20 protein-coding genes are annotated in these 21,772 nt (G+C 65.8%); 9 read left to right on the top strand and 11 right to left on the bottom strand.

Translation table 11 applies throughout. From position 1 onward, the window contains the following. Nucleotides 1–53 precede the first annotated feature (53 nt). On the top strand, nucleotides 54–1,598 hold the full coding sequence (locus LXM94_RS15580; protein ID WP_235772388.1) for an amidase family protein: 1,545 nt from the start codon (nucleotides 54–56) through the stop codon (nucleotides 1,596–1,598). A 211-nt stretch (nucleotides 1,599–1,809) separates the two neighbouring features. Next, nucleotides 1,810–2,322, top strand: a complete 513-nt coding sequence (locus LXM94_RS15575; protein WP_235772387.1) for a GNAT family N-acetyltransferase — start codon at nucleotides 1,810–1,812, stop codon at nucleotides 2,320–2,322. Nucleotides 2,323–2,337: 15 nt separating this feature from the next. Here LXM94_RS15575 and LXM94_RS15570 read toward each other — a convergent pair whose 3' ends face one another. From LXM94_RS15570 to LXM94_RS15555, 4 genes are all read right to left on the bottom strand, one after another. After that, nucleotides 2,338–3,222: a hypothetical protein gene (locus tag LXM94_RS15570; RefSeq protein WP_235772386.1), complete on the bottom strand. Its 885-nt coding sequence runs from the start codon at nucleotides 3,220–3,222 to the stop codon at nucleotides 2,338–2,340. A 169-nt stretch (nucleotides 3,223–3,391) separates the two neighbouring features. Next, nucleotides 3,392–3,652 carry a YjhX family toxin gene (locus tag LXM94_RS15565; protein ID WP_235772385.1) on the bottom strand — a complete coding sequence of 87 codons (261 nt, stop codon included), beginning with the start codon at nucleotides 3,650–3,652 and terminating at the stop codon, nucleotides 3,392–3,394. Between the two features lie 188 nt (nucleotides 3,653–3,840). Beyond that, nucleotides 3,841–4,743 (bottom strand): NAD(P)/FAD-dependent oxidoreductase, encoded by a 903-nt coding sequence (locus LXM94_RS15560; protein ID WP_235772384.1) that lies wholly within the window; start codon nucleotides 4,741–4,743, stop codon nucleotides 3,841–3,843. 87 nt (nucleotides 4,744–4,830) lie between these two features. After that, nucleotides 4,831–5,280, bottom strand: coding sequence for an Rrf2 family transcriptional regulator (locus LXM94_RS15555; protein ID WP_235772383.1), 450 nt, complete (start codon nucleotides 5,278–5,280; stop codon nucleotides 4,831–4,833). Between the two features lie 142 nt (nucleotides 5,281–5,422). Between LXM94_RS15555 and gatB the strand changes: the two genes are divergently transcribed. The 4 genes from gatB (at nucleotide 5,423) to LXM94_RS15535 (ending at nucleotide 8,515) form a co-directional block, all read left to right on the top strand. Beyond that, complete coding sequence (gene gatB / locus LXM94_RS15550; RefSeq protein ID WP_235772382.1) at nucleotides 5,423–6,925, top strand: Asp-tRNA(Asn)/Glu-tRNA(Gln) amidotransferase subunit GatB; 1,503 nt, start codon at nucleotides 5,423–5,425, stop codon at nucleotides 6,923–6,925. Nucleotides 6,926–6,930: 5 nt separating this feature from the next. After that, nucleotides 6,931–7,428, top strand: a complete 498-nt coding sequence (locus LXM94_RS15545; RefSeq protein WP_235772381.1) for a GNAT family N-acetyltransferase — start codon at nucleotides 6,931–6,933, stop codon at nucleotides 7,426–7,428. Nucleotides 7,429–7,566: 138 nt separating this feature from the next. After that, on the top strand, nucleotides 7,567–7,965 hold the full coding sequence (locus LXM94_RS15540; protein ID WP_235772380.1) for an NADH:ubiquinone oxidoreductase subunit NDUFA12: 399 nt from the start codon (nucleotides 7,567–7,569) through the stop codon (nucleotides 7,963–7,965). Between the two features lie 148 nt (nucleotides 7,966–8,113). Then, the gene (locus tag LXM94_RS15535) at nucleotides 8,114–8,515 is read left to right on the top strand and encodes a DUF2155 domain-containing protein (RefSeq protein WP_235772408.1); all 402 of its coding nucleotides are present in this window, start codon (nucleotides 8,114–8,116) and stop codon (nucleotides 8,513–8,515) included. Between the two features lie 35 nt (nucleotides 8,516–8,550). Here the strand turns inward: LXM94_RS15535 and aat are convergent, their stop codons facing one another. The 5 genes from aat to LXM94_RS15510 form a co-directional block, all read right to left on the bottom strand. Further along, nucleotides 8,551–9,165: a leucyl/phenylalanyl-tRNA--protein transferase gene (aat, locus tag LXM94_RS15530; protein WP_235772379.1), complete on the bottom strand. Its 615-nt coding sequence runs from the start codon at nucleotides 9,163–9,165 to the stop codon at nucleotides 8,551–8,553. 6 nt (nucleotides 9,166–9,171) lie between these two features. After that, the gene (gene accC, locus LXM94_RS15525; protein ID WP_235772378.1) at nucleotides 9,172–10,515 is read right to left on the bottom strand and encodes an acetyl-CoA carboxylase biotin carboxylase subunit; all 1,344 of its coding nucleotides are present in this window, start codon (nucleotides 10,513–10,515) and stop codon (nucleotides 9,172–9,174) included. A 10-nt stretch (nucleotides 10,516–10,525) separates the two neighbouring features. After that, entirely contained in the window at nucleotides 10,526–10,996 is a 471-nt protein-coding gene (gene accB / locus LXM94_RS15520) for an acetyl-CoA carboxylase biotin carboxyl carrier protein (RefSeq protein WP_235772377.1), read from the bottom strand. Between the two features lie 21 nt (nucleotides 10,997–11,017). Beyond that, entirely contained in the window at nucleotides 11,018–11,455 is a 438-nt protein-coding gene (gene aroQ, locus LXM94_RS15515; RefSeq protein ID WP_235772376.1) for a type II 3-dehydroquinate dehydratase, read from the bottom strand. A gap of 130 nt (nucleotides 11,456–11,585) precedes the next feature. Further along, nucleotides 11,586–12,347 (bottom strand): DsbA family protein, encoded by a 762-nt coding sequence (locus tag LXM94_RS15510; protein ID WP_235772375.1) that lies wholly within the window; start codon nucleotides 12,345–12,347, stop codon nucleotides 11,586–11,588. 215 nt (nucleotides 12,348–12,562) lie between these two features. Here LXM94_RS15510 and LXM94_RS15505 point away from each other — a divergent pair, with 215 nt between their 5' ends. Then, nucleotides 12,563–13,714, top strand: coding sequence for a pyridoxal phosphate-dependent aminotransferase (locus LXM94_RS15505; RefSeq protein ID WP_235772374.1), 1,152 nt, complete (start codon nucleotides 12,563–12,565; stop codon nucleotides 13,712–13,714). A 90-nt stretch (nucleotides 13,715–13,804) separates the two neighbouring features. Here the strand turns inward: LXM94_RS15505 and LXM94_RS15500 are convergent, their stop codons facing one another. After that, nucleotides 13,805–14,569: an SDR family oxidoreductase gene (locus LXM94_RS15500; protein ID WP_235772373.1), complete on the bottom strand. Its 765-nt coding sequence runs from the start codon at nucleotides 14,567–14,569 to the stop codon at nucleotides 13,805–13,807. A 168-nt stretch (nucleotides 14,570–14,737) separates the two neighbouring features. Then, nucleotides 14,738–17,527, bottom strand: a complete 2,790-nt coding sequence (locus tag LXM94_RS15495) for an Rne/Rng family ribonuclease (protein ID WP_235772372.1) — start codon at nucleotides 17,525–17,527, stop codon at nucleotides 14,738–14,740. 774 nt (nucleotides 17,528–18,301) lie between these two features. Between LXM94_RS15495 and LXM94_RS15490 the strand changes: the two genes are divergently transcribed. Then, complete coding sequence (locus tag LXM94_RS15490; protein ID WP_408015649.1) at nucleotides 18,302–19,513, top strand: N-acetylmuramoyl-L-alanine amidase; 1,212 nt, start codon at nucleotides 18,302–18,304, stop codon at nucleotides 19,511–19,513. Between the two features lie 294 nt (nucleotides 19,514–19,807). After that, nucleotides 19,808–21,772: penicillin-binding protein 1A (locus tag LXM94_RS15485; RefSeq protein ID WP_235772370.1), on the top strand; the 1,965-nt coding region annotated here is incomplete at its 3' end.

Genomic DNA, 21,772 nt, shown 5'->3' with positions numbered 1-21,772 from the left:
CGTCCGCACCCGACATTCAAGCGGCCCCGCCGCCCGACCGAAGCGATCGCACCATGACCGACCTGACCCGCCTTACCATCGCCGAAGCCCGCGAGAAGCTCATCGCGAAGGAGATCACCGCCGTCGAACTGACGGAGGCCTATCTCGCCGCGATCGGCGCGGCGAACCCGGTGCTCAACGCCTATGTCGCGGTGACGCCGGATAAGGCGCGCGCCATGGCGGAGATCTCCGACGCGCGCATCGCGGCCGGCAAGGCGGGCGCGCTCGAGGGCATTCCGCTCGGCATCAAGGACCTGTTCGGCACGGAGGGCGTGCACACGCAGGCGGCAAGCCATATCCTCGACGGCTTCAAGCCGAAATACGAATCGACCGTCACCCAGAACCTCTGGAACGACGGCGCCGTCATGCTCGGCAAGCTCAACATGGACGAATTCGCCATGGGTTCGTCCAACGAGACTTCTTACTATGGTCCGGTGATCAATCCTTGGCGTGAACGCGAGAGAGAAGCTCCGGAACTCGACGTGCATGGTAAGGAAGGGCTTCATTGGAAGCGAGTAGTCGGCTCGAACAAGCTTCTCGTGCCGGGCGGCTCCTCGGGCGGTTCGGCTGCCGCCGTTGCGGCCTTCCTCTGCGCCGGCGCGACCGCGACCGACACCGGCGGCTCGATCCGCCAGCCGGCGGCCTTCACCGGCACGGTCGGCATCAAGCCTACCTACGGCCGCTGCTCGCGCTTCGGCATCGTCGCCTTCGCCTCGTCGCTCGACCAGGCCGGTCCCATCGCCCGCGACGTGCGCGACGCGGCGATCCTTCTGAAATCCATGGCGAGCGTCGATCCGAAGGACACGACGTCGGTCGACCTTCCGGTCCCGGATTACGAGGCCTCGCTCGGCAAGTCGCTCAAGGGCATGCGCATCGGCATTCCGAAGGAATACCGCGTCGACGGCATGCCCGACGAGATTGAGGCGCTCTGGAGCCAGGGCATCGCCTGGCTGAAGGACGCCGGCGCCGAGATCGTCGACATCACGCTGCCGCACACCAAATATGCGCTGCCCGCCTACTACATCGTGGCGCCGGCGGAAGCCTCCTCGAACCTCGCCCGCTACGACGGCGTGCGCTACGGCCTGCGCGTCGAGGGCAAGGACATCGTCGACATGTACGAGAAGACGCGCGCCAGCGGCTTCGGCCAGGAGGTGAAGCGCCGCATCATGATCGGCACCTATGTGCTCTCCGCCGGCTACTACGACGCCTATTACCTGCGGGCCCAGAAGGTGCGCACGCTGATCAAACGGGACTTCGAGCTCGCCTTCCATGCCGGCGTCGACGCCATCCTGACGCCCGCCACGCCGTCCTCCGCCTTCGGCATCGCCGACGAGGATCTCGCGGCCGATCCGGTGAAGATGTACCTCAACGACATCTTCACCGTGACGGTGAACATGGCCGGCCTGCCGGGCATCGCCGTTCCCGCCGGCCTCGACCACAAGGGCCTGCCGCTCGGCCTGCAGCTCATCGGCAAGCCCTTCGAAGAGGAAACCCTTTTCAGGACGGCGCATGTCATCGAACAGGCCGCCGGCCGCTTTTCGCCGCAGAAGTGGTGGTAGGGAGCGTCACGCTTTCCTCCAGCCGGCATAGATCGTTCGCGACGGCAGCACCTGCTTGCGGGAGCTTCCATGCGTTAATCCCGGGGCGGCGGTGGCATCAGGCCGCGCAGCCCATTTGAGCGGCGTCTCGGATTTTCTCTGCATTTTGGAAGGCGGATCTCGTCAAATGCAGATTTGAATGGCTTAATGGGCCTCTAAAGAGGGCCGTCCGTTGATCATTGTCCGCAATGCCCGCAGCGAGGATGTCCGCACGCTTGTCGAAATCGGCATGCGGGCCTGGGAGCAGGCGGTCATCGGCGTGGCCGATCTCGATGTGCTGGGAGCAAATGCCCGCAACGCCTTCGAGACATTCCTTGTCAACAACTGGCTCGCCGTCACGGTGGCCGAGCGGGCAGGGCAGACTGTCGGATGGGCGGCGCGGGAAGAGCTGGACGACCAGATTTCCGATCTTTGGGTCGAACCCGCGCTGCAGCGGCAGGGGATCGGCAGCCGGCTTCTTTCGGCGGTCGAAGCCGAGATGATGGCGGCAGGTTACGAGGCGGCGCGCCTGCAAACACACGCCCGCAATGAGCCGGCGGTCGCCTTCTTCCGCGCCCGGGGCTATTCGGTCCATTGGCTCTCGATCGTATATTCGCCGAAGCTCGACCGCGACATCGAATCGATCGGGCTGTCGCGGCAGATGGTTTCCAGCGAACCGTTCAGCTATGGCATGGGCGGCCTTTGAGCTCGGCAAGCCGACTCAGAGCAGGAAATCGGAATGCTGGAGTTCGTCCAGCTGTACATTCTTGAGCACGATCGTGCCCACGTCCGAAAACTTGATGCGCACGCCGTCCGTCCGCTGGACCATGTGATTGTCCTTGAGATCCGCGAAGTTGTCGATGCCGTTGACGGACGTGAGGTCCAGTATGTCGTGGCCCGCGCCCGTCGCGTCGAAATCGACGATCTTGTCTCGGCCGAAGCGCCCGGCGAAAACGAAGTGATCGCTGCCGCCTCCGCCCGCGAGCTTGTCGCCGCCGCCGCCGCCGTTCAGGTAATCGTTGCCTCCACCGCCTGAAATGCGATCCCGGCCGCCGCCGCCGAGCAGATCGTCGTCTCCGCCTTCACCGCGAAGCCTGTCATTGCCGTCTCGACCGAGCAGTTCGTCGGCGCCGTTGCCGCCGACGAGGCGATCGTTGGATTTCGTCCCCCTGGTCTGCACGCCGAGGAGCAACGTGAAGCTGTCGCCATATTTGAAGGCAACGGCGTCCACGTTGACGAAGAGCTTGTTGTTGGTCACGGAAAACGCGCTTTCGTCGATCGCAAGCGTCGTCTTGTTGGTTTGCAGCGTGACCGAATGGAGCGTGCGCGCTCCACCGAAGCCATCGAATGTCAGGACATATCCGTTGAAATCCTGAACATTGGCGAAGCCGGAAAAGCGATTGTCCGTGATGGTATAGCGTACCTTGAGGCCGCTGATATCGAGCTTGGCCGACACGATCGTGTAGCTGTCGCCGCTGATGTCGTAGTCCTGAAGGTCGTCGAACTCGGTTCTTCCGGAGCTTATCTGCTCCGTCGCGGTTGTCGATATCTTGTTCTTCAATGTCGGGGCATAGATGTCGAGGTGAACAGTCGTTCCATTGAGCATTGTAACACTCCCCGTTGAAACTGATCTTATAGGATATGCTAAGGAAAGCGGTCCTCCATTTTGTCCTGAACGGTAACGGAGTGGCCCGCAAAATTATTCATTTCTAATAAAGCGGGGCCGCGAGTGCAGGTGCCCGCCGTTAAGGCGGGCACAGCGCGCCGCCGTCCGGTCACCGGTTGTCGAGCTGCGCGCGCACGAGCGCGAGGCCCCGCCCGGTGATGCGGTAGGGCCGGCCGCCCGATGAGGCGATGCAGCGCCGCCGCTTGAGTTTTCGGAAGAGCGGCAGGTCGAGGCCGGAGACACGCCAGCCGTCCCGCGTGATGCAGGCGACCGTCACGATCTTGCGTGTGTCGTCGTCCCGTTCAATGTCGATCCTGCCGCCCTGGGCGAGCAGGTGGAGAATGCGCTGTTCGGCGCGGGAAATGTCCATTGGTCGGGATCCGTAAGGCGTTCGAACGAACGCGAAAAAACGTTCCGCCACCCGGAGGGGCGAGCTCTATCGTTTTTCCGACCCTGCGCGCATCGCGATGCGGGCAGGGTCCTCAGCAGGCCTCCGACGACGAAAACATCAAAACTCCCAAAGGACGCACCGGTGATAGCCGATGCGTCCGGTTTTCGTCAATTGGCGGCGACGATCAGCGAATGGTGCAGCATGACCCCGGCCTTCACTCCGTCTGCCGAGGCGAACGAGATGTTGCCGGCGCCGATCGCGATGTCGCCGGCGGCATAGAGGCCGGGAAGCGACGTCTGGCCGGTCTCGTCGGTCTTGATGATCGGGCCGATCGGGGTTTCCTTGCGGGCAAGCGCCCGGTCGTCCGGAATGGCGCTGCGCACCCTCGCCTCGGGCATGACGAAGAGCGCCCTGACGAGCGTCGGGATGCCGGGACCGGTCTCGACGGAGAGCATTCCGTCCGGACCGTCCGCGATGGCGGTCACCCGGCCCGGGCGAAGCGTGACGTTGCGCCGCTCGAGAAGGGCAAGAGCCTCTTCCTCCGGCTCCGCCGTCCCGTTGGTGAAGAGCGTCACGCCGCCCCAGTCGGAGACGATCGTGGCGAAGCGCGCCGCATCGGCCGTGCGCGCCAGCACGCCCATCGGGCCGCCGCCGACCTCGTAACCGTGGCAATACGGGCAATGCAGCACGGTCTTGCCCCAGCGCTCCGCAAGGCCCGCAACATCCGGCAGCCGGTCCTCGAAGCCGGTCGCCAGCAGCACGCGCCGCGCCGCGATGCGCTCGCCGTCGCCGGTCAGGACCGAAAAGGCGTCGATGTCGCCGTCGAGGCGCTCGGCTTCGGTGTCGCGGAACGTCACCGTCCCGTAGGCGGCGAGCTGCCGGCGGGCATCGGCGAGGATGTCGAGGCCCGGCCGTCCGTCCTGGGCGAGGAAGCCGTGCGCATGGGCGGCGAAGCGGTTGCGGGGCAGGCCGGTGTCGAGCACGGTCACACGGCGGCGGGCGCGGGCGAGCTGCATGGCGGCCGACAGGCCGGCAAAGCCCCCGCCGACGATGATGGCATCTTCGGTCATGGTCTCATCCTTTCTGGAGCAAGCGGCAGCCTTCGCGCGACACGCGCCGCGCGATCGTCTGCCTTGGGGAGGGAAGCGGGACCCGGCTCAGCCGGTGTCGGGGCGCGCCGCCTTTGCAAGCACCGCGAGATGGAAATCTGCCGCGAGGTCGGCGAGCGTCTTCTGCCGGAACCGCGCCATCAGCATCGCCTCGGCATCCTTCAGCGCTTCGCCGATGACGGCGTTGACGGACCGTTCGACGGCGCAGCCCGGCATTTCGGTCGCCGGTCCGATCTGGAAGAGAATCGGCTCGCCCAGCGCGTTGTAGATGTCGAAAAGCGAGATGTCGTCGAGCGGTCGGGCGAATTGCCAGCCGCCGCCATGGCCGCGGCCGGACGCGACGATGCCGGCATCCCGCAGCCCGGCCATGGTGCGCCTGACGACGACGGCATTGGTATCGAGGCAATGCGCAAGTTCGTCCGAGGTCATCGGGCGGTCGCGCTCGGCCATGTGCATCAGCGCATGCAGCACCGCGGAAAGTCGGCTGTTTCTTTTCATGTAACAATATATGTTACGAATTATGGCTGATGTCAAGGCCGGTTGCTCCGGAAGGCATGGGACACCCGTCGCAAGCCTTGCGCCTCCGGGGCATATGGTCTACCGAGGCAGGCGAATCCAAGGCCACTGCGAAGAGCATCCCATGACCCTCGTCGACGTCCGTATTTCCGATCCGAAACGCTACATCCCCGGCGCTACCGGCGACTGGGAGGTGATCATCGGCATGGAGGTGCATGCGCAGATCCTTTCCAATTCGAAGCTCTTCTCCGGCGCTTCGACGGAATTCGGCAAGGCACCGAACGCCAATGTCTCGCTGGTCGATGCGGCGATGCCCGGCATGCTGCCCGTCATCAACGAGGAATGCGTCCGGCAGGCGGTGCGCACGGGGCTCGGCCTGAAGGCGCAGATCAACCATCGCTCGATCTTCGACCGGAAGAACTATTTCTACCCGGACCTGCCGCAGGGCTACCAGATCTCGCAGTACAAGGACCCGATCGTCGGCGAGGGCAAGATCGTCATCTCCGTCGGCCCGGACCGCAAGGGGCAGTTCGAGGACGTGGAGATCGGCATCGAGCGGCTGCATCTGGAGCAGGACGCCGGCAAGTCGATGCACGATCAGCATCCGACCATGTCCTATGTCGATCTCAACCGTTCCGGCGTCGCGCTGATGGAAATCGTCTCCAAGCCGGACATGCGCTCCTCCGACGAGGCCAAGGCCTATCTCACCAAGCTGCGCACCATCCTGCGCTATCTCGGCACCTGCGACGGCAACATGGACGAAGGCTCGATGCGCGCCGACGTCAACGTTTCGGTGCGCCGGCCGGGCGAGGGATTCGGTACGCGCTGCGAGATCAAGAACGTCAACTCGATCCGCTTCGTCGGCCAGGCGATCGAATTCGAGGCGCGTCGCCAGATCGCCATCCTGGAGGACGGCGGCATGATCGACCAGGAGACGCGGCTGTTCGATCCGGGCAAGGGCGAGACGCGCTCAATGCGCTCCAAGGAGGACGCGCACGACTATCGCTATTTCCCCGATCCGGACCTGCTGCCGCTCGAATTCGACAACGCGTTCGTCGGCAGTCTGCTCGCCGACCTGCCGGAACTGCCGGACGACAAGAAGGAGCGCTTCGTCAAGGATCTCGGCCTGTCCGTCTACGACGCCTCGGTGCTCGTCTCGGAAAAGGCGATCGCCGACTATTTCGAGGCCGTCGCCGCCGGCCGCGACGGCAAGATCGCCGCGAACTGGGTCATCAACGACCTGCTGGGCGCCTTGAACAAAGCCGGCAAGGACATTGAAGAGACTCCGGTTTCTCCCGTCCAGCTCGGCCAGATCATCGACCTCATCAAGGACGGCACGATCTCCGGCAAGCTTGCCAAGGATCTCTTCGAGATCGTCTGGAACGAGGGCGGCGAGCCGGCGGACATCGTGGAATCGCGCGGCATGAAGCAGGTGACCGACACCGGTGCCATCGAGAAGGCCGTCGACGAGATCATCGCCGCCAATCCGGACCAGGTCGAGAAGGTGAAGGCAAAGCCGACGCTCGCCGGCTGGTTCGTCGGCCAGGTGATGAAGGCGACCGGCGGCAAGGCCAACCCGCAGGCCGTCCAGGCCCTGGTGAAGGCCAAGCTCGGCATCGAGGAATAGGCGCCGTGTTCTTCGTCCGCACGGCGACGGAGCGCGACCTTGCCAAGGTGAGCGCACTGCTCGCCGAGACGTGGCACGCCACCTACGATGCACTCTACGGCGCCGCGAAGGTCTCGGAACTGACGGCGAAATGGCACTCCGTCCCGGCCCTGAAGGAACGGCTCGCACGGCGGGACGGCGAGTTTGTCGTCGCCGACGACGGCCGGAACATCGCCGGCATGGGCTTCGCCGCCATGATGAAGGATCGGCCGAAGACCGCGCTGCTGCATCAGCTCTACGTGCTGCCGGAACATCAGCGCCGGGGCATCGGCCGCGATCTCTTCGCCGAGCTCGAGACCTGCTTTCCGGACGCCGCCGCGATGCGCCTCGAGGTCGAGCCCGGAAACACGCGGGCGATCGCCTTCTACGCGATGCTCGGCTTCGAGAAGGTCGGCGAGACGTCGAACTGCGGCGACGGCCAGTCCGGCATTCCGGCCTGGATCTACGAGAAGCCGCTCGGGTGAGGCGCGACGATCAGCCCCGGCCGGAGGGATGCAAAGCCGCGGGAATCGCTGGACATCGGCGGTCCGGCGCGCCATAAGCGGAATGCGCAATTCGATAGGGAAGGCGGCGTTGCCCGCATCCTGCCAAGGACGTCTCGCATGAATTTCTTGAAGCAAATCTTCACGTGGTGGAACGGTCAGACGATCGGCACGCGCTTTCACACCTGGCGCTTCGGCACAAGGGTCGGCGAGGACGAACTCGGTAACGTCTACTATCAGGGCACGGCCAAGGATTCCGAGGGCCGGACGCGCCGCTGGGTGATCTACAACGGCTATGCCGAGGCCTCGGCGATCCCGCCGGGCTGGCACGGCTGGATGCATCACCGCACCGACGTCTCGCCGGCCGACGAGGACTACAAGGCGCGCGAATGGCAGAAGCCGCATCGCCAGAACCATACGGGCTCGGCGCTTGCCTACCGCCCGCCGGGCTCGATCGCCGCGGCCGGCGAACGTCCGCGCGTTACCGGCGACTATGACGCCTGGACGCCGGGCTCCTGATCCCGTTTCGCCACAATTCATCGCTAGCGGATCGGCAGGGCGGCGCATCGTCGCCTTCAGGATTTGCGGGAGCCGGCAGGTGATCCATTTGATACAGACGCTGACGAACGGCCGGGCGGGCACCGCAGTGCGCGTGCTGGCCCTTGGCATGGTCTGCGCCACGGCGCTTTCGCCGCGCCCCGGCGAGGCGGCGCGCATCGAGAATCCCGTCGCCGTCTTCTCCGGCATCGACAAGATCACCGGCCGCATCACGAGCTTCGACGTCTATGTCGGCGAGACGGTGCAGTTCGGCGCGCTGCAGGTGACGCCGAAGGTCTGCTACAACCGAGACGACACGGAAGCGCAGAAGGTGACGACCTTCGTCGAGGTGGACGAGATCACGCTGGACCGCAAGATCCGCCGCATCTTCACCGGCTGGATGTTCGCCGACAGCCCGGGCCTCAATGCCGTCGAGCACCCGGTCTATGACGTCTGGCTGACCGAATGCAAGCTGCAGTCCGACGTCCCGCCGCCGGAAAATGTCGAGACGAAGGCCGAGCCGTCCAACTGACCCGAGCGGTTGCGTCTCGCGCAGCCGATGACAGATCAGAACGGCAGGTGCGGCGAGGTGAGCGCGTTTGCCAGAAGATCCTCGTAATCCGCCTTGGGCACGTCGATCGCGCCGAAGCTTCTGAGATGCTCCGTGGTGAACTGCGTGTCGAGCAGGCGGAATCCCTTCTCGCGCATCCGCTCGACCAGGTGCACGAGACAGATCTTCGAGGCATCGGTTCGGCGCGAGAACATGCTCTCGCCGAAGAAGGCGGCGCCGAGCGAAACGCCATAGAGCCCGCCGACGAGTTGCTCCCCCTCCCAGGCCTCGACACTGTGGGCGTGCCCCATGCGGTGAAGCTGCGCGTAGAGCGTCCTGATCCGCCGATTGATCCAGGTGGACGGGCGGTCGGGTGCGGCTTCGGCGCAGGCGGCGATCACCGCCTCGAAGGCCGTGTCGACACGGATGTCGAAGGGCTTCCGGCGGATTGTCCTGGCAAGGCTGCGCGAGACGTGGAAGCGGTCAAGCGGGATGACGCCCCGGATATCCGGCTCGACCCAGAAGAGCTCCGGGTCGTCCGCCGAATCGGCCATCGGGAACAGACCGATGGAGTAGGCGCGCAGCAGGAGCTCCGGTGTGATCTCCGGGTGCCTGCCGCGCCGCGCCGCCATCGCCGGCTATTCCGAGGCCCTGGCCAGATAGGTCTCCAGCCAGTGGATGTCGTAGTCGCCGTTGGCGATGTCCTGGTTGCCGATCAGGTCCTGGAAGAGCGGCAGCGTCGTCTTGATGCCGTCGATGACGAACTCGTCGAGGACCCGGCGCAGCCGCATCATGCATTCGACGCGCGTGCGGCCGTGCACGATCAGCTTGCCGATCAGGCTGTCGTAATAGGGCGGGATGCGGTAGCCCTGATAGGCGCCCGAATCGACGCGCACGCCGAGGCCGCCCGGCGCATGGAAATGCGTGATCGTGCCCGGCGAGGGAACGAAGGTGCGCGGGTCTTCCGCATTGATGCGGCATTCGATGGCGTGGCCGGAGAAGACGACCTCGTCCTGCGTCACCGACAGCCCGGCGCCGGAGGCAACCCGGATCTGCTCGTGCACGAGATCGATGCCGGTGATCGCCTCGGTGATCGGATGCTCCACCTGCAGGCGCGTGTTCATCTCGATGAAATAGAACTCGCCGTTCTCGTAGAGGAACTCGACCGTGCCGGCGCCGCGGTACTTGAGCTTCCTCATGGCGTCGGCGCAGATCTGGCCGATCTTCATGCGCTGCTCGACATTGAGGGCAGGGGAGTTCGCCTCCTCCCAGACCTTCTGGTGGCGGCGCTGCAGCGAGCAGTCCCGCTCGCCGAGATGGATGGCATTGCCCTCGCCATCGCCGACCACCTGGATTTCGATATGGCGCGGCTTGCCGAGGTACTTTTCCATGTAGACGGCGTCGTTGCCGAAGGCGGCGAGCGCTTCGGCGCGGGCCGTCGAGACGGCCTCTTCGAGATCGGCTTCGGTCTTCGCCACCTTCATGCCGCGGCCGCCGCCGCCGGCGGTCGCCTTGATGAGCACCGGGAAGCCGATCTTGCGGGCGACCTGCATCGCATTGTCGGGCTTCACCTCGCCGTCGGAGCCCGGAACGACCGGGATGCCGAGCGCCTCCGCCGTCTTCTTGGCGGTGATCTTGTCGCCCATGATGCGGATATGCTCCGCGGTCGGGCCGATGAACGTGATGCCGTGCGCGTCGAGGATTTCGGCGAACTTGGCGTTTTCCGACAGGAAGCCGTAGCCCGGATGCACGGCGTCGGCGCCGGTGATCTCGCAGGCGGCGACGATCTGGTGGATGTTGAGGTAGCTTTCACGCGACGGCGGCGGGCCGATGCAGACGCTTTCGTCGGCAAGCCGCACATGCATCGCGTCGGCATCCGCCGTCGAATGCACGGCAACCGTGGCGATACCGAGCTCCTTGCAGGCGCGCAGAACGCGAAGGGCGATTTCGCCGCGGTTGGCTATGAGAACCTTGGAGATCATGACGGCCACCTTATTCGATGACGATCAGCGGTTCGCCATATTCCACCGGGCTCGCGTCCTCGACCAGGATCTCGGTCACCTTGCCCGAACGCGGCGCCGGAATCTGGTTCATCGTCTTCATCGCCTCGATGATCAGGATCGTCTGGCCTTCCTTGACGGTCGCGCCGACCTCGATGAAGGGGCGGGCACCCGGGGCGGGCGACAGATAGGCGGTGCCGACCATCGGTGCGGCGACCGCATTCTTGTTCGACTTCGCCGTTTCCGCCGCGTTCGTCGGTGCAGCGGCCGGCTGGGGCGCTGCCGGTGCGGCATAGGCGGGCATCGCCGGCATCGCCGCCATGGAGATGGCCGCCGGCGTGCGCGACACGCGGATGCGCAGATCGTCCTGCTGGACCTCGATCTCCGTCAGGTCGGTCTCGTTGAGGATGTTTGCGAGGTCCCGGATCAGGCTCTGATCGATACCCTTGTTCTTCTCAGCCATGGAAGGAAGCCCTTGTTCTTGTTATGTCGTGATTGTTGCGAGCGCATTGAGCGCGAGGATGTAGCTCTGCGCGCCGAAGCCGCAAATGACGCCCTTGACCGCCGGCGCGATCCGCGACGCGTGGCGGAATTCCTCGCGCGCATGCACGTTGGAAAGATGCACCTCGACGACGGGGATCTTGATGGCGCGGATCGCGTCGTGGAGCGCGATGGACGTGTGGGTATAGGCACCCGCGTTGATCGCGATGCCCGCGCCGCGCTCGCCGGCCTCGTGGATCCAGTCGACCAGGAAGCCCTCGTGGTTGGACTGGCGGAATTCGAGGCCGTAGCCCAGCCGATCGGTCTCCGCGCGGCAGAGCGCCTCGATATCCGCCAGCGTCTGGCCGCCATAGATGCCGGGTTCGCGTTTGCCGAGCGCATTGAGATTGGGGCCGTTCAGCACGTATAGCGTCGAGGTCATTCGAATTTCCGTATGCCAATAGGCCTGTACCTATAGACCGGCGGGTTCCGCAGGGAAAGCCCCAAGGAACAGCGCTTCGCTTGTCCACAAGGGACTGCCACACCAGCAGGAAACGGCGGAAAGATGGCGCTCAGCAAGTGGCCTTGCCGCAGGCCCGCACATTGGCGACCTTACCTTCGATGGCGTCCGCGCCGATCGCGCCGAAGATCGTCTCGCGGGCGATGACATAGGAGGGCGTGCCGGTGATGCCGAGGCCGTTGGCGAGCGTATAGGCCTCGCGCACCGCCTCGTCGTGCGGGTTTGCCTCCATCTGCTTGCGGATGTCCGCCTCGGTGACGCCGAGTTTCCCGGCAAGCGCGATGGCGCTTTCCTCGGTGGCGCGTTCCTCGCCGCCGAGCAGGGCGCGGTGGAACGCGCCGTAGGCCTCCGGCTTCAGGTCGCGGAAGGCGGCGCTCACCTTGTGGGCGGCAAGCGAGTCCGGGCCGAGGATCGGCAGTTCCTTCAGGACGAAGCGGATGTTCTTGTCCTTCTCGAGGATCGCATCCATGTCGGTGAGCGCACGTTTGCAGTAGCCGCAATTGTAGTCGAAGAACTCGACCACCGTCACGTCGCCCTTCGGATTGCCGAGCGCGATGTCGTATTTCGAGGTGAAGATCGCGTCCCTGTTCTCGTCGATGGCGGAGGCGGACTGCGCCTGCTGGGCGGCGGCCTGCTTCGCCTGCAGCGCCTCCTGCACCTCCAGGAGGATCTCCGGGTTGGCGAGCAGATATTCCTTGATATAGGCGCCGATTTCCTCCTTCTGGCTGTCGTCCAGCGCGGCCGCGCTCAGCGGAAGCGCGGTGCCGGCGAGGAGGGCGACGGCGGCCGCCCGAAGGAATGTCGTGATGCGCATGGCGGGTCTGTCCTCGTGAAGTCTGGTCGGCTGCATCCCATCCCGCTGCAGCCGCGTCAATCGCGAAACCGTTGGCCGCACCGGTCTTTGCGGGACAATAGGACGCGTCGTCGGTAAACGAAACATGAAAAGCGGCCGATTTCCGGTCTTCGCGGGATTGTGAAGAGCCGGTGCTTCCGGCTAGGGGAGGGCCGGAGACAAGCAGGGAGACACCGATGAGACCCTCGAGGCGCAGCGCCGTCGAACCCTTCCACGCGATGGACGTCCTGGCGGAAGCGACGCGCCGGCGCGCTGCCGGTCACGACGTGATTTCCATGGCCGTCGGCCAGCCGGTGCACCCGGCGCCGCGCGCCGCGCTGGATGCCGCCCGCAGGGCGCTGGAACAGGGAAGGATCGGCTATACCGACGCGCTGGGGCTGCTGTCCCTTCGCGAGGCGCTTGCCGCGCACTATCGCCAGGCGCATGGCGTCGCCGTCGACCCGGCGCGCATCGTCGTGACCACGGGATCCTCGGCGGGCTTCAACCTTGCCTTCCTGTCCCTCTTCGACCCGGGCGACCGGGTGGCGATCGCCCGGCCCGGCTATCCCGCCTATCGCAACATCCTGTCGGCGCTCGGCGTCGAGACCGTGGAGATCGAGGCGGGGCCGGAGAACGGCTTCACGCTGACGCCGGAAAGCCTCGCGGCGGCACAGGCGCAGACGGGCCGGCTCGCCGGCGTGCTGCTCGCAAGCCCCGCCAATCCGACCGGCACCGTGACGGGCCGCGCGCAGCTCGCAGCACTTTCCCGCTATTGCTCGGACAACGGCATCGCCTTCATCTCCGACGAGATCTACCACGGCCTGACCTTTGCCGGCGAGGAGACGACCGCGCTCGAGCTGACCGACGACGTGGTCGTCATCAATTCCTTCTCGAAATACTACTGCATGACGGGGTGGCGCGTCGGCTGGATGGTGCTGCCGGAGGCGATGGTGCGCCCCGTCGAGCGCATCGCGCAAAGTCTCTACATTTCCGCGCCGGAACTCTCGCAGATCGCCGCCACCGCGGCGCTCGCCTCAGGGGAGGAACTCGACCTCTATTGCGACGCCTATCGCGCCAACCGCGAGCTGCTCGGCCGGCGCCTGCCCGAACTCGGCTTCTCCATCGCCTCGCCGATGGACGGTGCCTTCTACGCCTATTGCGATGTCGGCCGGTTCACCAACGACAGCATGGATTTCGCGCGTCGCATGCTCTCGGGGATCAATGTCGCGGCGACGCCCGGCCTCGATTTCGACCCGCTCGAAGGGCACCGCACGATGCGGTTCTCCTATGCGGGCTCCTACAAGGAGATGAGCGAGGCCATGGAGCGCATTGCCGGATGGCTGCGATAGGGCGACCCCTGAAAACGATTCCGCTTCAGCCGCTTGGGGCGGCGAGCGGAATCGGATTGCGAGCGACCTGAATCGATCTCTCAAGGCCGGTCAGGTGCGGGTGATCGACACGCCGCCGTCGACCAGCATCGCCGCTCCCGTCATGAAACTCGACGCGTCCGAACCGAGAAAGAGTGCCGCTTCGGCGATCTCCTCCGGCGCCGCGAGCCGCTTGAAAGCGTTGAGGCCGGCGACGAAGGCCCGCGCCTCCGGCGTGCTCGCGACCTCCCGGCCCATCGGCGTGTCGGTGGCGCCCGGCAGGAGGGCATTCACCCGGATGCCTTTCGGCCCGTATTCGCAGGCAAGCACCTGGACCAGGCCGACGAGGCCGGACTTCGACGCGGCGTAGGCTGCAAGACCGGGAAAGCCCGCCGTGTAGCCGACGAAGGTCGAGGTGAAGACGAGCGACCCACCGCCGCGCGCCTCGAGCGCCGGCAACTGGTATTTGGCGGCAAGGAATGCGCTCGTCAGATTGACGTCGAGCACGGTTTGCCAGTCGGCGGCCGCAAGCGCGGGTAGGGGGCCGACCGGCCCGGTGATGCCGGCATTGTTGAAGGCGATGTCGAGGCCGCCGAAGGTCGAGGTCGCCGCCTCGACGAGGCCGCGGTGCAGCGCTTCGTCGGCGACGTCGCCCGCTATGGCCAGTGCCGTGCCGCCGCCTTCGCGGATCTCTCGAACCAGGGCGTCAAGCCGGTCGGCGCCGCGTGCCGCAAGCACGAGCCTGGCGCCGTGCCGGGCAAAGAGAAGGGCGGCGGCGCGGCCGATTCCGGAGCTGGCGCCGGTGATGATGGCAGTCTTGTCGCGCAGGTCTTTCATGGAGGGCTCCCGTTGCTTCCGAGCGTCTGACAATCGTCCTGTCGCAGGACGGAAGCGGCGGGGCCACCCGATTCCGGTCGGACCTGTCCGGTCCTCCCGTTGGCAAATCGGAAAAAGACAAGGCCCGGACGATGCCGGGCCTGTCGGGGTTGTCTCTGCGGGATCGGCTCAGAAGAAGCCGCGGCGCTGCCACCAGCCGCCCTTCTTGGGCTTGCCCGACTCGTCGCCCGGCTCGCTGTCCTTGGTGCCGGAGGACTTGACGACGGGTGCGGTCGCAATCGTCGAGAGGTCGCGGTTCGCCCGGGCCGGCTTCGGCTCGTCGAGTGCCGCGGCGGCCTCCTCGACGGCGGGTTCGGCGGGTTTGTCCTCGACGGGGGGAAGGCCCTCGATCTCGGCCTGCGCGGCTTCGTCGGCAATCGCGCCGGCCGGCTCGGCCTTCGCCTTGCGGCTGCGGCGCGGCTTCGATACGGGCTTTTCCGCCGCGACTTCGGCTTCCGGAGCGGCGGCGCTCACCTCTTCGGCCGCAGCCTCGGCGGGTACGTCCTCGTCCTCGCCATCGGCCTCGTCAGCCTCCTCGCCGGCTTCTCCGGCAACGGCCTCGTCACCGCGGTTGCGGCGACCGCCGCGCTTGCCGCGACGCCGGCGCTTGCGGCGGGGCTGGTCGCCGTCCGCCTCGGCTGCGTCCGCTGCCTGATCTTCGCCGCCGTTCGCCTCGGCGTCCTCGTCGTCGCCGAACTCGTCATCGCCGGCAAGTTCGCCGCCGAAATGCGCCGTGTCGGCACCTTCCTCGCCTTCGCGGCCGCCGCGGCCGCGCCGGCGGCGCCGGCGCTTGCGCTTGTTGCGGCCGTTCTGGTCGTCCAAGGGCGCGCGCGCCGCTGCCACGGCCTCACGCGGCTGTTCGATCTCTTCCTCCTCGTCGATCTCCTCCTCGATGACGACGTCGTCGTCCTCGTCCGGTTCGGGCGCGAACTGGATGATCTGGTCGATCTTCACCGGGTTCTCGACCGGTTCGCCGCGGTCGATCGCGAAATGCTGCGCGCCGACATGGGCGTCCGCCTCGACGACGATCGCCACGCCGAAGCGGTTTTCGTAGTCGATGATCGAGCCACGCTTGTGGTTGAGCAGGTAGAGCGCAATCTCGGGAACCGTCCGCACGGTGATGTTGTGCGTCGTGTTCTTGAGCAGATATTCCTCGACGCCGCGCAGCACATGCAGGGCAACGGAGGACTGCGAGCGGATATTGCCCGTGCCGTTGCAGTGCGGGCAGGTCTGCATCGTCGATTCGAGCACCGAGGCGCGGATGCGCTGGCGCGACATTTCGAGCAGGCCGAAATGCGAGATGCGGCCCACCTGGATGCGGGCGCGGTCGTTCTTCAGGTGATCCTTGAGACGCTTCTCGACGGCGCGGTTGTTGCGCTTCTCCTCCATGTCGATGAAGTCGATCACCACGAGGCCGGCGAGGTCGCGTAGGCGAAGCTGGCGCGCCACTTCCTCGGCCGCTTCCAGGTTTGTCTGGAGCGCGGTCTCCTCGATCGAGTGCTCGCGCGTCGAACGGCCGGAGTTGACGTCGATCGAGACGAGCGCCTCGGTCTGGTTCATGATGATGTAGCCGCCGGACTTCAGCGTCACCTGCGGCTGCAGCATGCGGTCGAGCTGTGCCTCGATGCCGGAGCGCGAGAAGATCGGATGGATGTCGCGATAGGGCTGGACGACCTTGGCGTGGCTCGGCATCAGCATCTTCATGAAGGCTTTCGCCTCCCTGTAGCCTTCCTCGCCGGCAACGACGATCTCGCTGATGTCCTTGTTGTAGAGGTCGCGGATCGAGCGCTTGATCAGCGAGCCTTCCTCGTAGACGAGGCAGGGCGCCGTCGAATTCAGCGTCAGCGTGCGCACGTTCTCCCAAAGCCGCATCAGATATTCGAAGTCGCGCTTGACCTCGACCTTGGTGCGGTTGGCGCCGGCGGTGCGCAGGATGACGCCCATGCCCTGCGGCACTTCTAGCGCGCGGGCAATTTCCTTCAGGCGCTTGCGGTCCGGCAGGTTGGTGATCTTGCGGGAAATGCCGCCGCCGCGTGCGGTGTTCGGCATCAGGACCGAGTAGCGGCCGGCAAGCGACAGGTAGGTGGTCAGCGCGGCGCCCTTGTTGCCGCGCTCTTCCTTGGCGACCTGCACGAGCAGGATCTGGCGACGCTTGATGACTTCCTGGATGCGGTACTGCTTGCGCGGGCGGCGGACGACGCGGTCCGGCACTTCCTCCATCGCATCCTCGGCGCCCACCGATTCGATCTCTTCCTTCTCCTCGGGGCCGTGATCGTCGTCGTCGTCATCGTCGTGACGCCGGTCGCGTGCGTCTTCCGAGATCGCGTCGGTATCGACGGCGGCGGCCATGCTGCCGGAGGGCGTTTCGTCCTCCGTCGGCTCGCCGGAGGCCTCGGCCACTTCCGCGTCCGGGGCTTCATCGCCTGCCTTCGGCTTGGCCTTGCGCGTGCGGCGCGGCTTCTTTGGCTTCACGGCCTCTTCGGCAGCGGCCTCGACCGGTTCCGGCGCATCGGCTTCGGCCTCCGCTGCAGGCGCGGCCTCGGCGGGAAGGGCTTCCTCGACGGCGGCGGTGCGAGCCCCGCTCGTCATGCGTGCCGTTTCGACGGGCTCGATGTCGTCGTCCCTGCGCGAATCCTCCGCTTCGGCGCGCAACAGCGCCTGGCGGTCGGCGAGCGGGATCTGGTAATAGTCGGGATGGATTTCGGCGAAGGCCAGGAAGCCGTGCCGGTTGCCGCCGTAGTCGACGAAGGCCGCCTGAAGCGACGGTTCGACGCGGGTCACCTTCGCGAGGTAGATGTTGCCGCGTATCTGTTTCTTGTGCTGGGATTCGAAGTCGAACTCTTCTATGCGGCTGCCGCGTACGACTACGACGCGCGTCTCCTCAGCGTGGGACGCGTCGATGAGCATCTTGTCTGCCATGTAGGTGCTGCTCCTCGGCGCAGCCGCAATCCCTCGGGCCGCGCCCGCGAGGGCAGGGAACCGGAAAGGAAGATCGGTGCGCCGGATAAATGAAATCCCGTCTGGTGCGGGGTCGTGGTGAGCGGCCAGACGAGGGCTGGTGCGTTGGAGCACCTGAGCCTGCTAACTTCTGACAATGACCGCTGCGACGACATCAAAGACCAAACGAGAATGCCAATACCGTAGACCCCTTGGGGGTCCGATGAAAGGGCGCAAGGCCCTGGTGGAAACTCCACCGAGAAATGGTCCGGCCACCGCCGGATTACCGCGATTCAGAAACGCGGGATAAAGCGTTACGACGGCGGATGAAGGCTTCCTCGGCGCCGAGTCCAAAGCGGTTGGCTGCCCGTTTGCGCACTTCCATCCCGTCCGTGCTTTCTCCCTGAAATTGCTTTTATGTTTAATATGTCACAATGGCAAGGGAAAAGCCGGCCCCGACATAATTATGGTCCATTCGGCCTGATTGATGCATGGCACCGTGCGGCACGGCCACCGGCGGGGTAAGGTTCGGTTAACCATGAGGCGGCATGGTGCCGGGTGGGCAGTCAGGGGCAGGGGGTCGGCCTTTTGCCAAAGTGGCAATAAATTTTAAGGAAAAACAACGGCTTGACGGGAATGTGGCGCAAGAGAGACGACGAGGCGGGGACGTGCCGGACGGCGGAAACGGAGACGTCACGCCGGTTCCCGGCCTGGCGCGCGCGGGCCGTGGCCGTTGCCGCAGCTTTTCTCGCGGCAATGTTTGCCGCTGGCGCGCCTGCGGCGCGAGCGGCGCAGCCGCAGGTTGAATCGCCGGCATCTCAATCGGCGGCCGAGCCGCTGCTTGCCTATAGTGCCCGGATAGCCGGCGACGACGCCCGCACACGCATCGTCATCGAATTCGACCGCAAGCCGGATATCGTCGTCCACTACGTCGCCAACCCCTTCCGCATCCTCATCGACCTGCCGGAGACCGCATTCGCGCTGAAGCCGGCGGATCTGGAGGCGCGGGGGCTCTTCACCGACATCCGCTTCGGCGCGATGGCCGCCGGACGCTCGCGAATCGTCCTGACGGCGACGCGTCCGGTGGCGATCGTCGTCGCCGACGTGCAGGAGGAGCAGGGAGCGGAGAGCTTCCGGCTCGTGCTGGATGCGGCGATCGTGACGGAACAGGATTTCGCCGCGCGCGTCGAGGCGCAGAAATGGCAGCAGACGGCGGCAACCGGCGGAACTGCGGTCGCGATGCTGCCGGCGGCCGGCGAGCGGGCGGAGGACGGCACCTTCGTCGTCGCCGTCGACGCCGGCCATGGCGGCATCGACAACGGTGCCCGCGGTGTCGAGACGAAGACCGAGGAGAAGCATGTGACGCTTGCCTTCGCGCGTGTGCTCGTCGGGAAACTCAATGCGCTGCCGGGCATCAAGGCGGTGCTGACGCGCGACAAGGACGAATTCCTGTCGCTGCCGCAGCGCGTGCAACTGGCGCGCGGCGCCGGCGCCGATCTTTTCATTTCGATCCATGCCGACACGCTGCGCCAGAAGGACATTCGCGGCGCGACGGTCTACACGATCTCCGACAGGGCGTCCGACAGCCTTGCAGCCGGTCTTGCCGAGCGCGAGAACCTGTCGGATGAAATCGCCGGCATTCCGCTTCAGAACGAGCCGGCGGAGGTCGCCGACATCCTCATCGACCTCACCCGGCGCGAGACCCAGACCTTCTCGATCAACCTCGCGCGCTCCGTCGTCGCGACCTTCGAGGGTCAGGTGAAGCTCATCAACAATCCGCATCGCCACGCCGGCTTCCGCGTGCTGCAGGCGCCGGACGTGCCGTCGATCCTGCTCGAACTCGGCTTTCTCTCCAATGCGGAGGACGAGAAACTGCTGCTCGATCCGACGTGGCATGAGCGGGTCTCCGACCTGATCGGCAAGGCCGTCGACCGCTATCGGCAGACGGTGGTCGCGACGGGGCAGTGAACGGCGCCCGCCGGGCCGCGGCATCGCGGTGTGCGAGGCCGCCGCCGCTGCGGCAAATGTGCTGAAAAAGAGACAGCGTCGGTGAATGCGTCGTGGCCAAGCATGGCGGGATAGGCTAAGCCCTATTTTCCTCACATTCGCGTCTCTAGTCGGTGGCAAGAGGGAATGCGACTCGTTCGCGGAGCGACGGACCGGCACGGCCGGCCGGATTTGGCACGACATACGCTCGAACTGCCCGGCGATCGGATTCTGTCCGTCTGCCGCAGACAATGAACAGGTACCGGTAGCTCGCACATGATCAGATTGATTGGATATTTTTTCGGGATTGGCACCGTCTTCTTCCTCGGTGTCGCGGCCGCCGTCGCCATCTATCTCGGAAGCGTGACCAAGGACCTGCCGGACTACGAGGTGCTGAACAGCTACGCACCGCCGGTCACGACCCGCGTGCATGCCGGCAACGGCGCGCTGATGGCCGAATATGCGCGCGAGCGTCGCCTCTACCTGCCGATCCAGGCCATTCCGGACCGTGTCAAGGCGGCCTTCCTCTCGGCGGAAGACAAGAATTTCTACCAGCATCCGGGCATCGACGTCACCGGCCTCTTCCGGGCGATCGTCACCAACGTGCAGAACATGGGGTCCGGCCGCCGCCCGGTCGGCGCCTCGACGATCACCCAGCAGGTGGCGAAGAACTTCCTGCTCTCCTCCGACCAGACGATCGACCGCAAGGTCAAGGAGGCCATCCTCTCCTTCCGCATCGAACAGGCCTACTCGAAGGACCGTATCCTCGAGCTCTACCTGAACGAGATCTTCTTCGGGCTGAACTCCTACGGCATCGCCGGCGCGGCGCTCACCTATTTCGACAAGTCCGTCACCGAACTGACCGTCGCCGAGACCGCCTATCTCGCCGCGCTGCCCAAGGGTCCGTCCAACTACCATCCGTTCCGCCGCACCGAGGCGGCGATCGAGCGGCGCAACTGGGTGATCGACCGCATGGTCGAGAACGGCTATGTCAGCAAGACCGACGGCGACGAGGCGAAGGCCCAGCCGCTCGGCGTGACCCCGCGCCGCAGCGGCCCGTCGCTCTTCGCATCCGAATTCTTTGCCGAGGAAGTCCGCCGCCAGATCATCGAACGCTACGGCGACAATGCGCTCTATGAAGGCGGCCTGTCGGTGCGCACCTCGCTCGATCCGCGCCTCCAGGCTTTTGCGCGCTCGGCGCTGCAGAAGGGCCTCATCAGCTATGACGAGCGCCGCGGTTTCCACGGGCCGATCGCCAAGGTCGAGATCGGCAGCGACTGGGGTGTCGAACTGGCGAAGGTGGAGGGCATGCGCGACGTGCCCGAGTGGAAGCTCGCGGTCGTCCTGTCGACCGACGGCGAGGGCGCGGATATCGGCCTCCAGCCGCGCCGCGAGGCTTCCGGCAAGGTCGTCGAGGAGCGCGTGACCGGCCGGATCGCGGCCGAGAACATGAAATGGGCCTACCGGTCGGCAACCGGCGACCGGAAGTCGGCAAGGTCGCCCGAGGGCGTCTTTGCGGCCGGCGACGTCGTCTATGTCGAGCCGACGCAGGACGGGGCCTCCTACCGGCTGCGCCAGCCGCCCAAGGTGCAGGGCGGCCTCGTCGCCATGGATCCCCATACCGGCCGCGTGCTGGCGATGGTCGGCGGATTCTCCTTCGCCCAGTCGGAATTCAACCGCGCGACGCAGGCGATGCGCCAGCCGGGCTCCTCCTTCAAGCCCTTCATCTACGCCGCCGCGCTCGACAACGGCTACACGCCCGCCTCGGTCGTCATGGATGCGCCCTTCGAGATCGTTTCGGGCGGCCAGGTCTGGCGGCCGCAGAACTACGGCGGCGGTGCCGCCGGCCCGTCGACGCTGCGCCTCGGCATCGAGCGCTCGCGCAACCTGATGACCGTGCGCCTCGCCAACGACATGGGTATGAATCTCGTGGCCGAATATGCCGAGCGTTTCGGCATCTACGACAAGATGTCGCCGCTGCTTTCGATGTCGCTCGGCTCGGGCGAGACGACGGTCATGCGCATGGTGTCGGCCTATTCCGTGCTGGCGAACGGCGGCAAGCAGATCAAGCCGTCGCTCATCGACCGGATCCAGGACCGCTACGGCAAGACGATCTTCCGCCACGAGGAGCGTGCCTGCGAGGGCTGCAATGTCAACGACTGGGAAAACCAGGAGGAGCCGGTCCTGATCGACAACCGCCAGCAGGTGCTCGACCCGATGACCTCCTACCAGATCACCTCG

This window comes from Rhizobium alarense (assembly GCF_021555155.1).
Taxonomy (GTDB): domain Bacteria; phylum Pseudomonadota; class Alphaproteobacteria; order Rhizobiales; family Rhizobiaceae; genus Rhizobium_D; species Rhizobium_D alarense.
This window is presented reverse-complemented; position numbering and strand designations above follow the sequence as displayed.

Excerpts from the sequence above, each read along its gene's own strand:
- LXM94_RS15510 (WP_235772375.1), bottom strand. The coding sequence starts at position 12,347 with ATGCGCATCACGACATTCCTTCGGGCGGCCGCCGTCGCCCTCCTCGCC.
- LXM94_RS15555 (WP_235772383.1), bottom strand. The coding sequence starts at position 5,280 with ATGAAAAGAAACAGCCGACTTTCCGCGGTGCTGCATGCGCTGATGCAC.
- accB (WP_235772377.1), bottom strand. The coding sequence starts at position 10,996 with ATGGCTGAGAAGAACAAGGGTATCGATCAGAGCCTGATCCGGGACCTC.
- LXM94_RS15505 (WP_235772374.1), top strand. The coding sequence starts at position 12,563 with ATGAGACCCTCGAGGCGCAGCGCCGTCGAACCCTTCCACGCGATGGAC.
- LXM94_RS15495 (WP_235772372.1), bottom strand. The coding sequence starts at position 17,527 with ATGGCAGACAAGATGCTCATCGACGCGTCCCACGCTGAGGAGACGCGC.
- LXM94_RS15535 (WP_235772408.1), top strand. The coding sequence starts at position 8,114 with ATGGTCTGCGCCACGGCGCTTTCGCCGCGCCCCGGCGAGGCGGCGCGC.
- LXM94_RS15565 (WP_235772385.1), bottom strand. The coding sequence starts at position 3,652 with ATGGACATTTCCCGCGCCGAACAGCGCATTCTCCACCTGCTCGCCCAG.
- aat (WP_235772379.1), bottom strand. The coding sequence starts at position 9,165 with ATGGCGGCGCGGCGCGGCAGGCACCCGGAGATCACACCGGAGCTCCTG.
- aroQ (WP_235772376.1), bottom strand. The coding sequence starts at position 11,455 with ATGACCTCGACGCTATACGTGCTGAACGGCCCCAATCTCAATGCGCTC.
- LXM94_RS15500 (WP_235772373.1), bottom strand. The coding sequence starts at position 14,569 with ATGAAAGACCTGCGCGACAAGACTGCCATCATCACCGGCGCCAGCTCC.
- LXM94_RS15580 (WP_235772388.1), top strand. The coding sequence starts at position 54 with ATGACCGACCTGACCCGCCTTACCATCGCCGAAGCCCGCGAGAAGCTC.
- gatB (WP_235772382.1), top strand. The coding sequence starts at position 5,423 with ATGACCCTCGTCGACGTCCGTATTTCCGATCCGAAACGCTACATCCCC.
- LXM94_RS15540 (WP_235772380.1), top strand. The coding sequence starts at position 7,567 with ATGAATTTCTTGAAGCAAATCTTCACGTGGTGGAACGGTCAGACGATC.
- LXM94_RS15570 (WP_235772386.1), bottom strand. The coding sequence starts at position 3,222 with ATGCTCAATGGAACGACTGTTCACCTCGACATCTATGCCCCGACATTG.
- LXM94_RS15490 (WP_408015649.1), top strand. The coding sequence starts at position 18,302 with ATGTTTGCCGCTGGCGCGCCTGCGGCGCGAGCGGCGCAGCCGCAGGTT.
- accC (WP_235772378.1), bottom strand. The coding sequence starts at position 10,515 with ATGATCTCCAAGGTTCTCATAGCCAACCGCGGCGAAATCGCCCTTCGC.
- LXM94_RS15560 (WP_235772384.1), bottom strand. The coding sequence starts at position 4,743 with ATGACCGAAGATGCCATCATCGTCGGCGGGGGCTTTGCCGGCCTGTCG.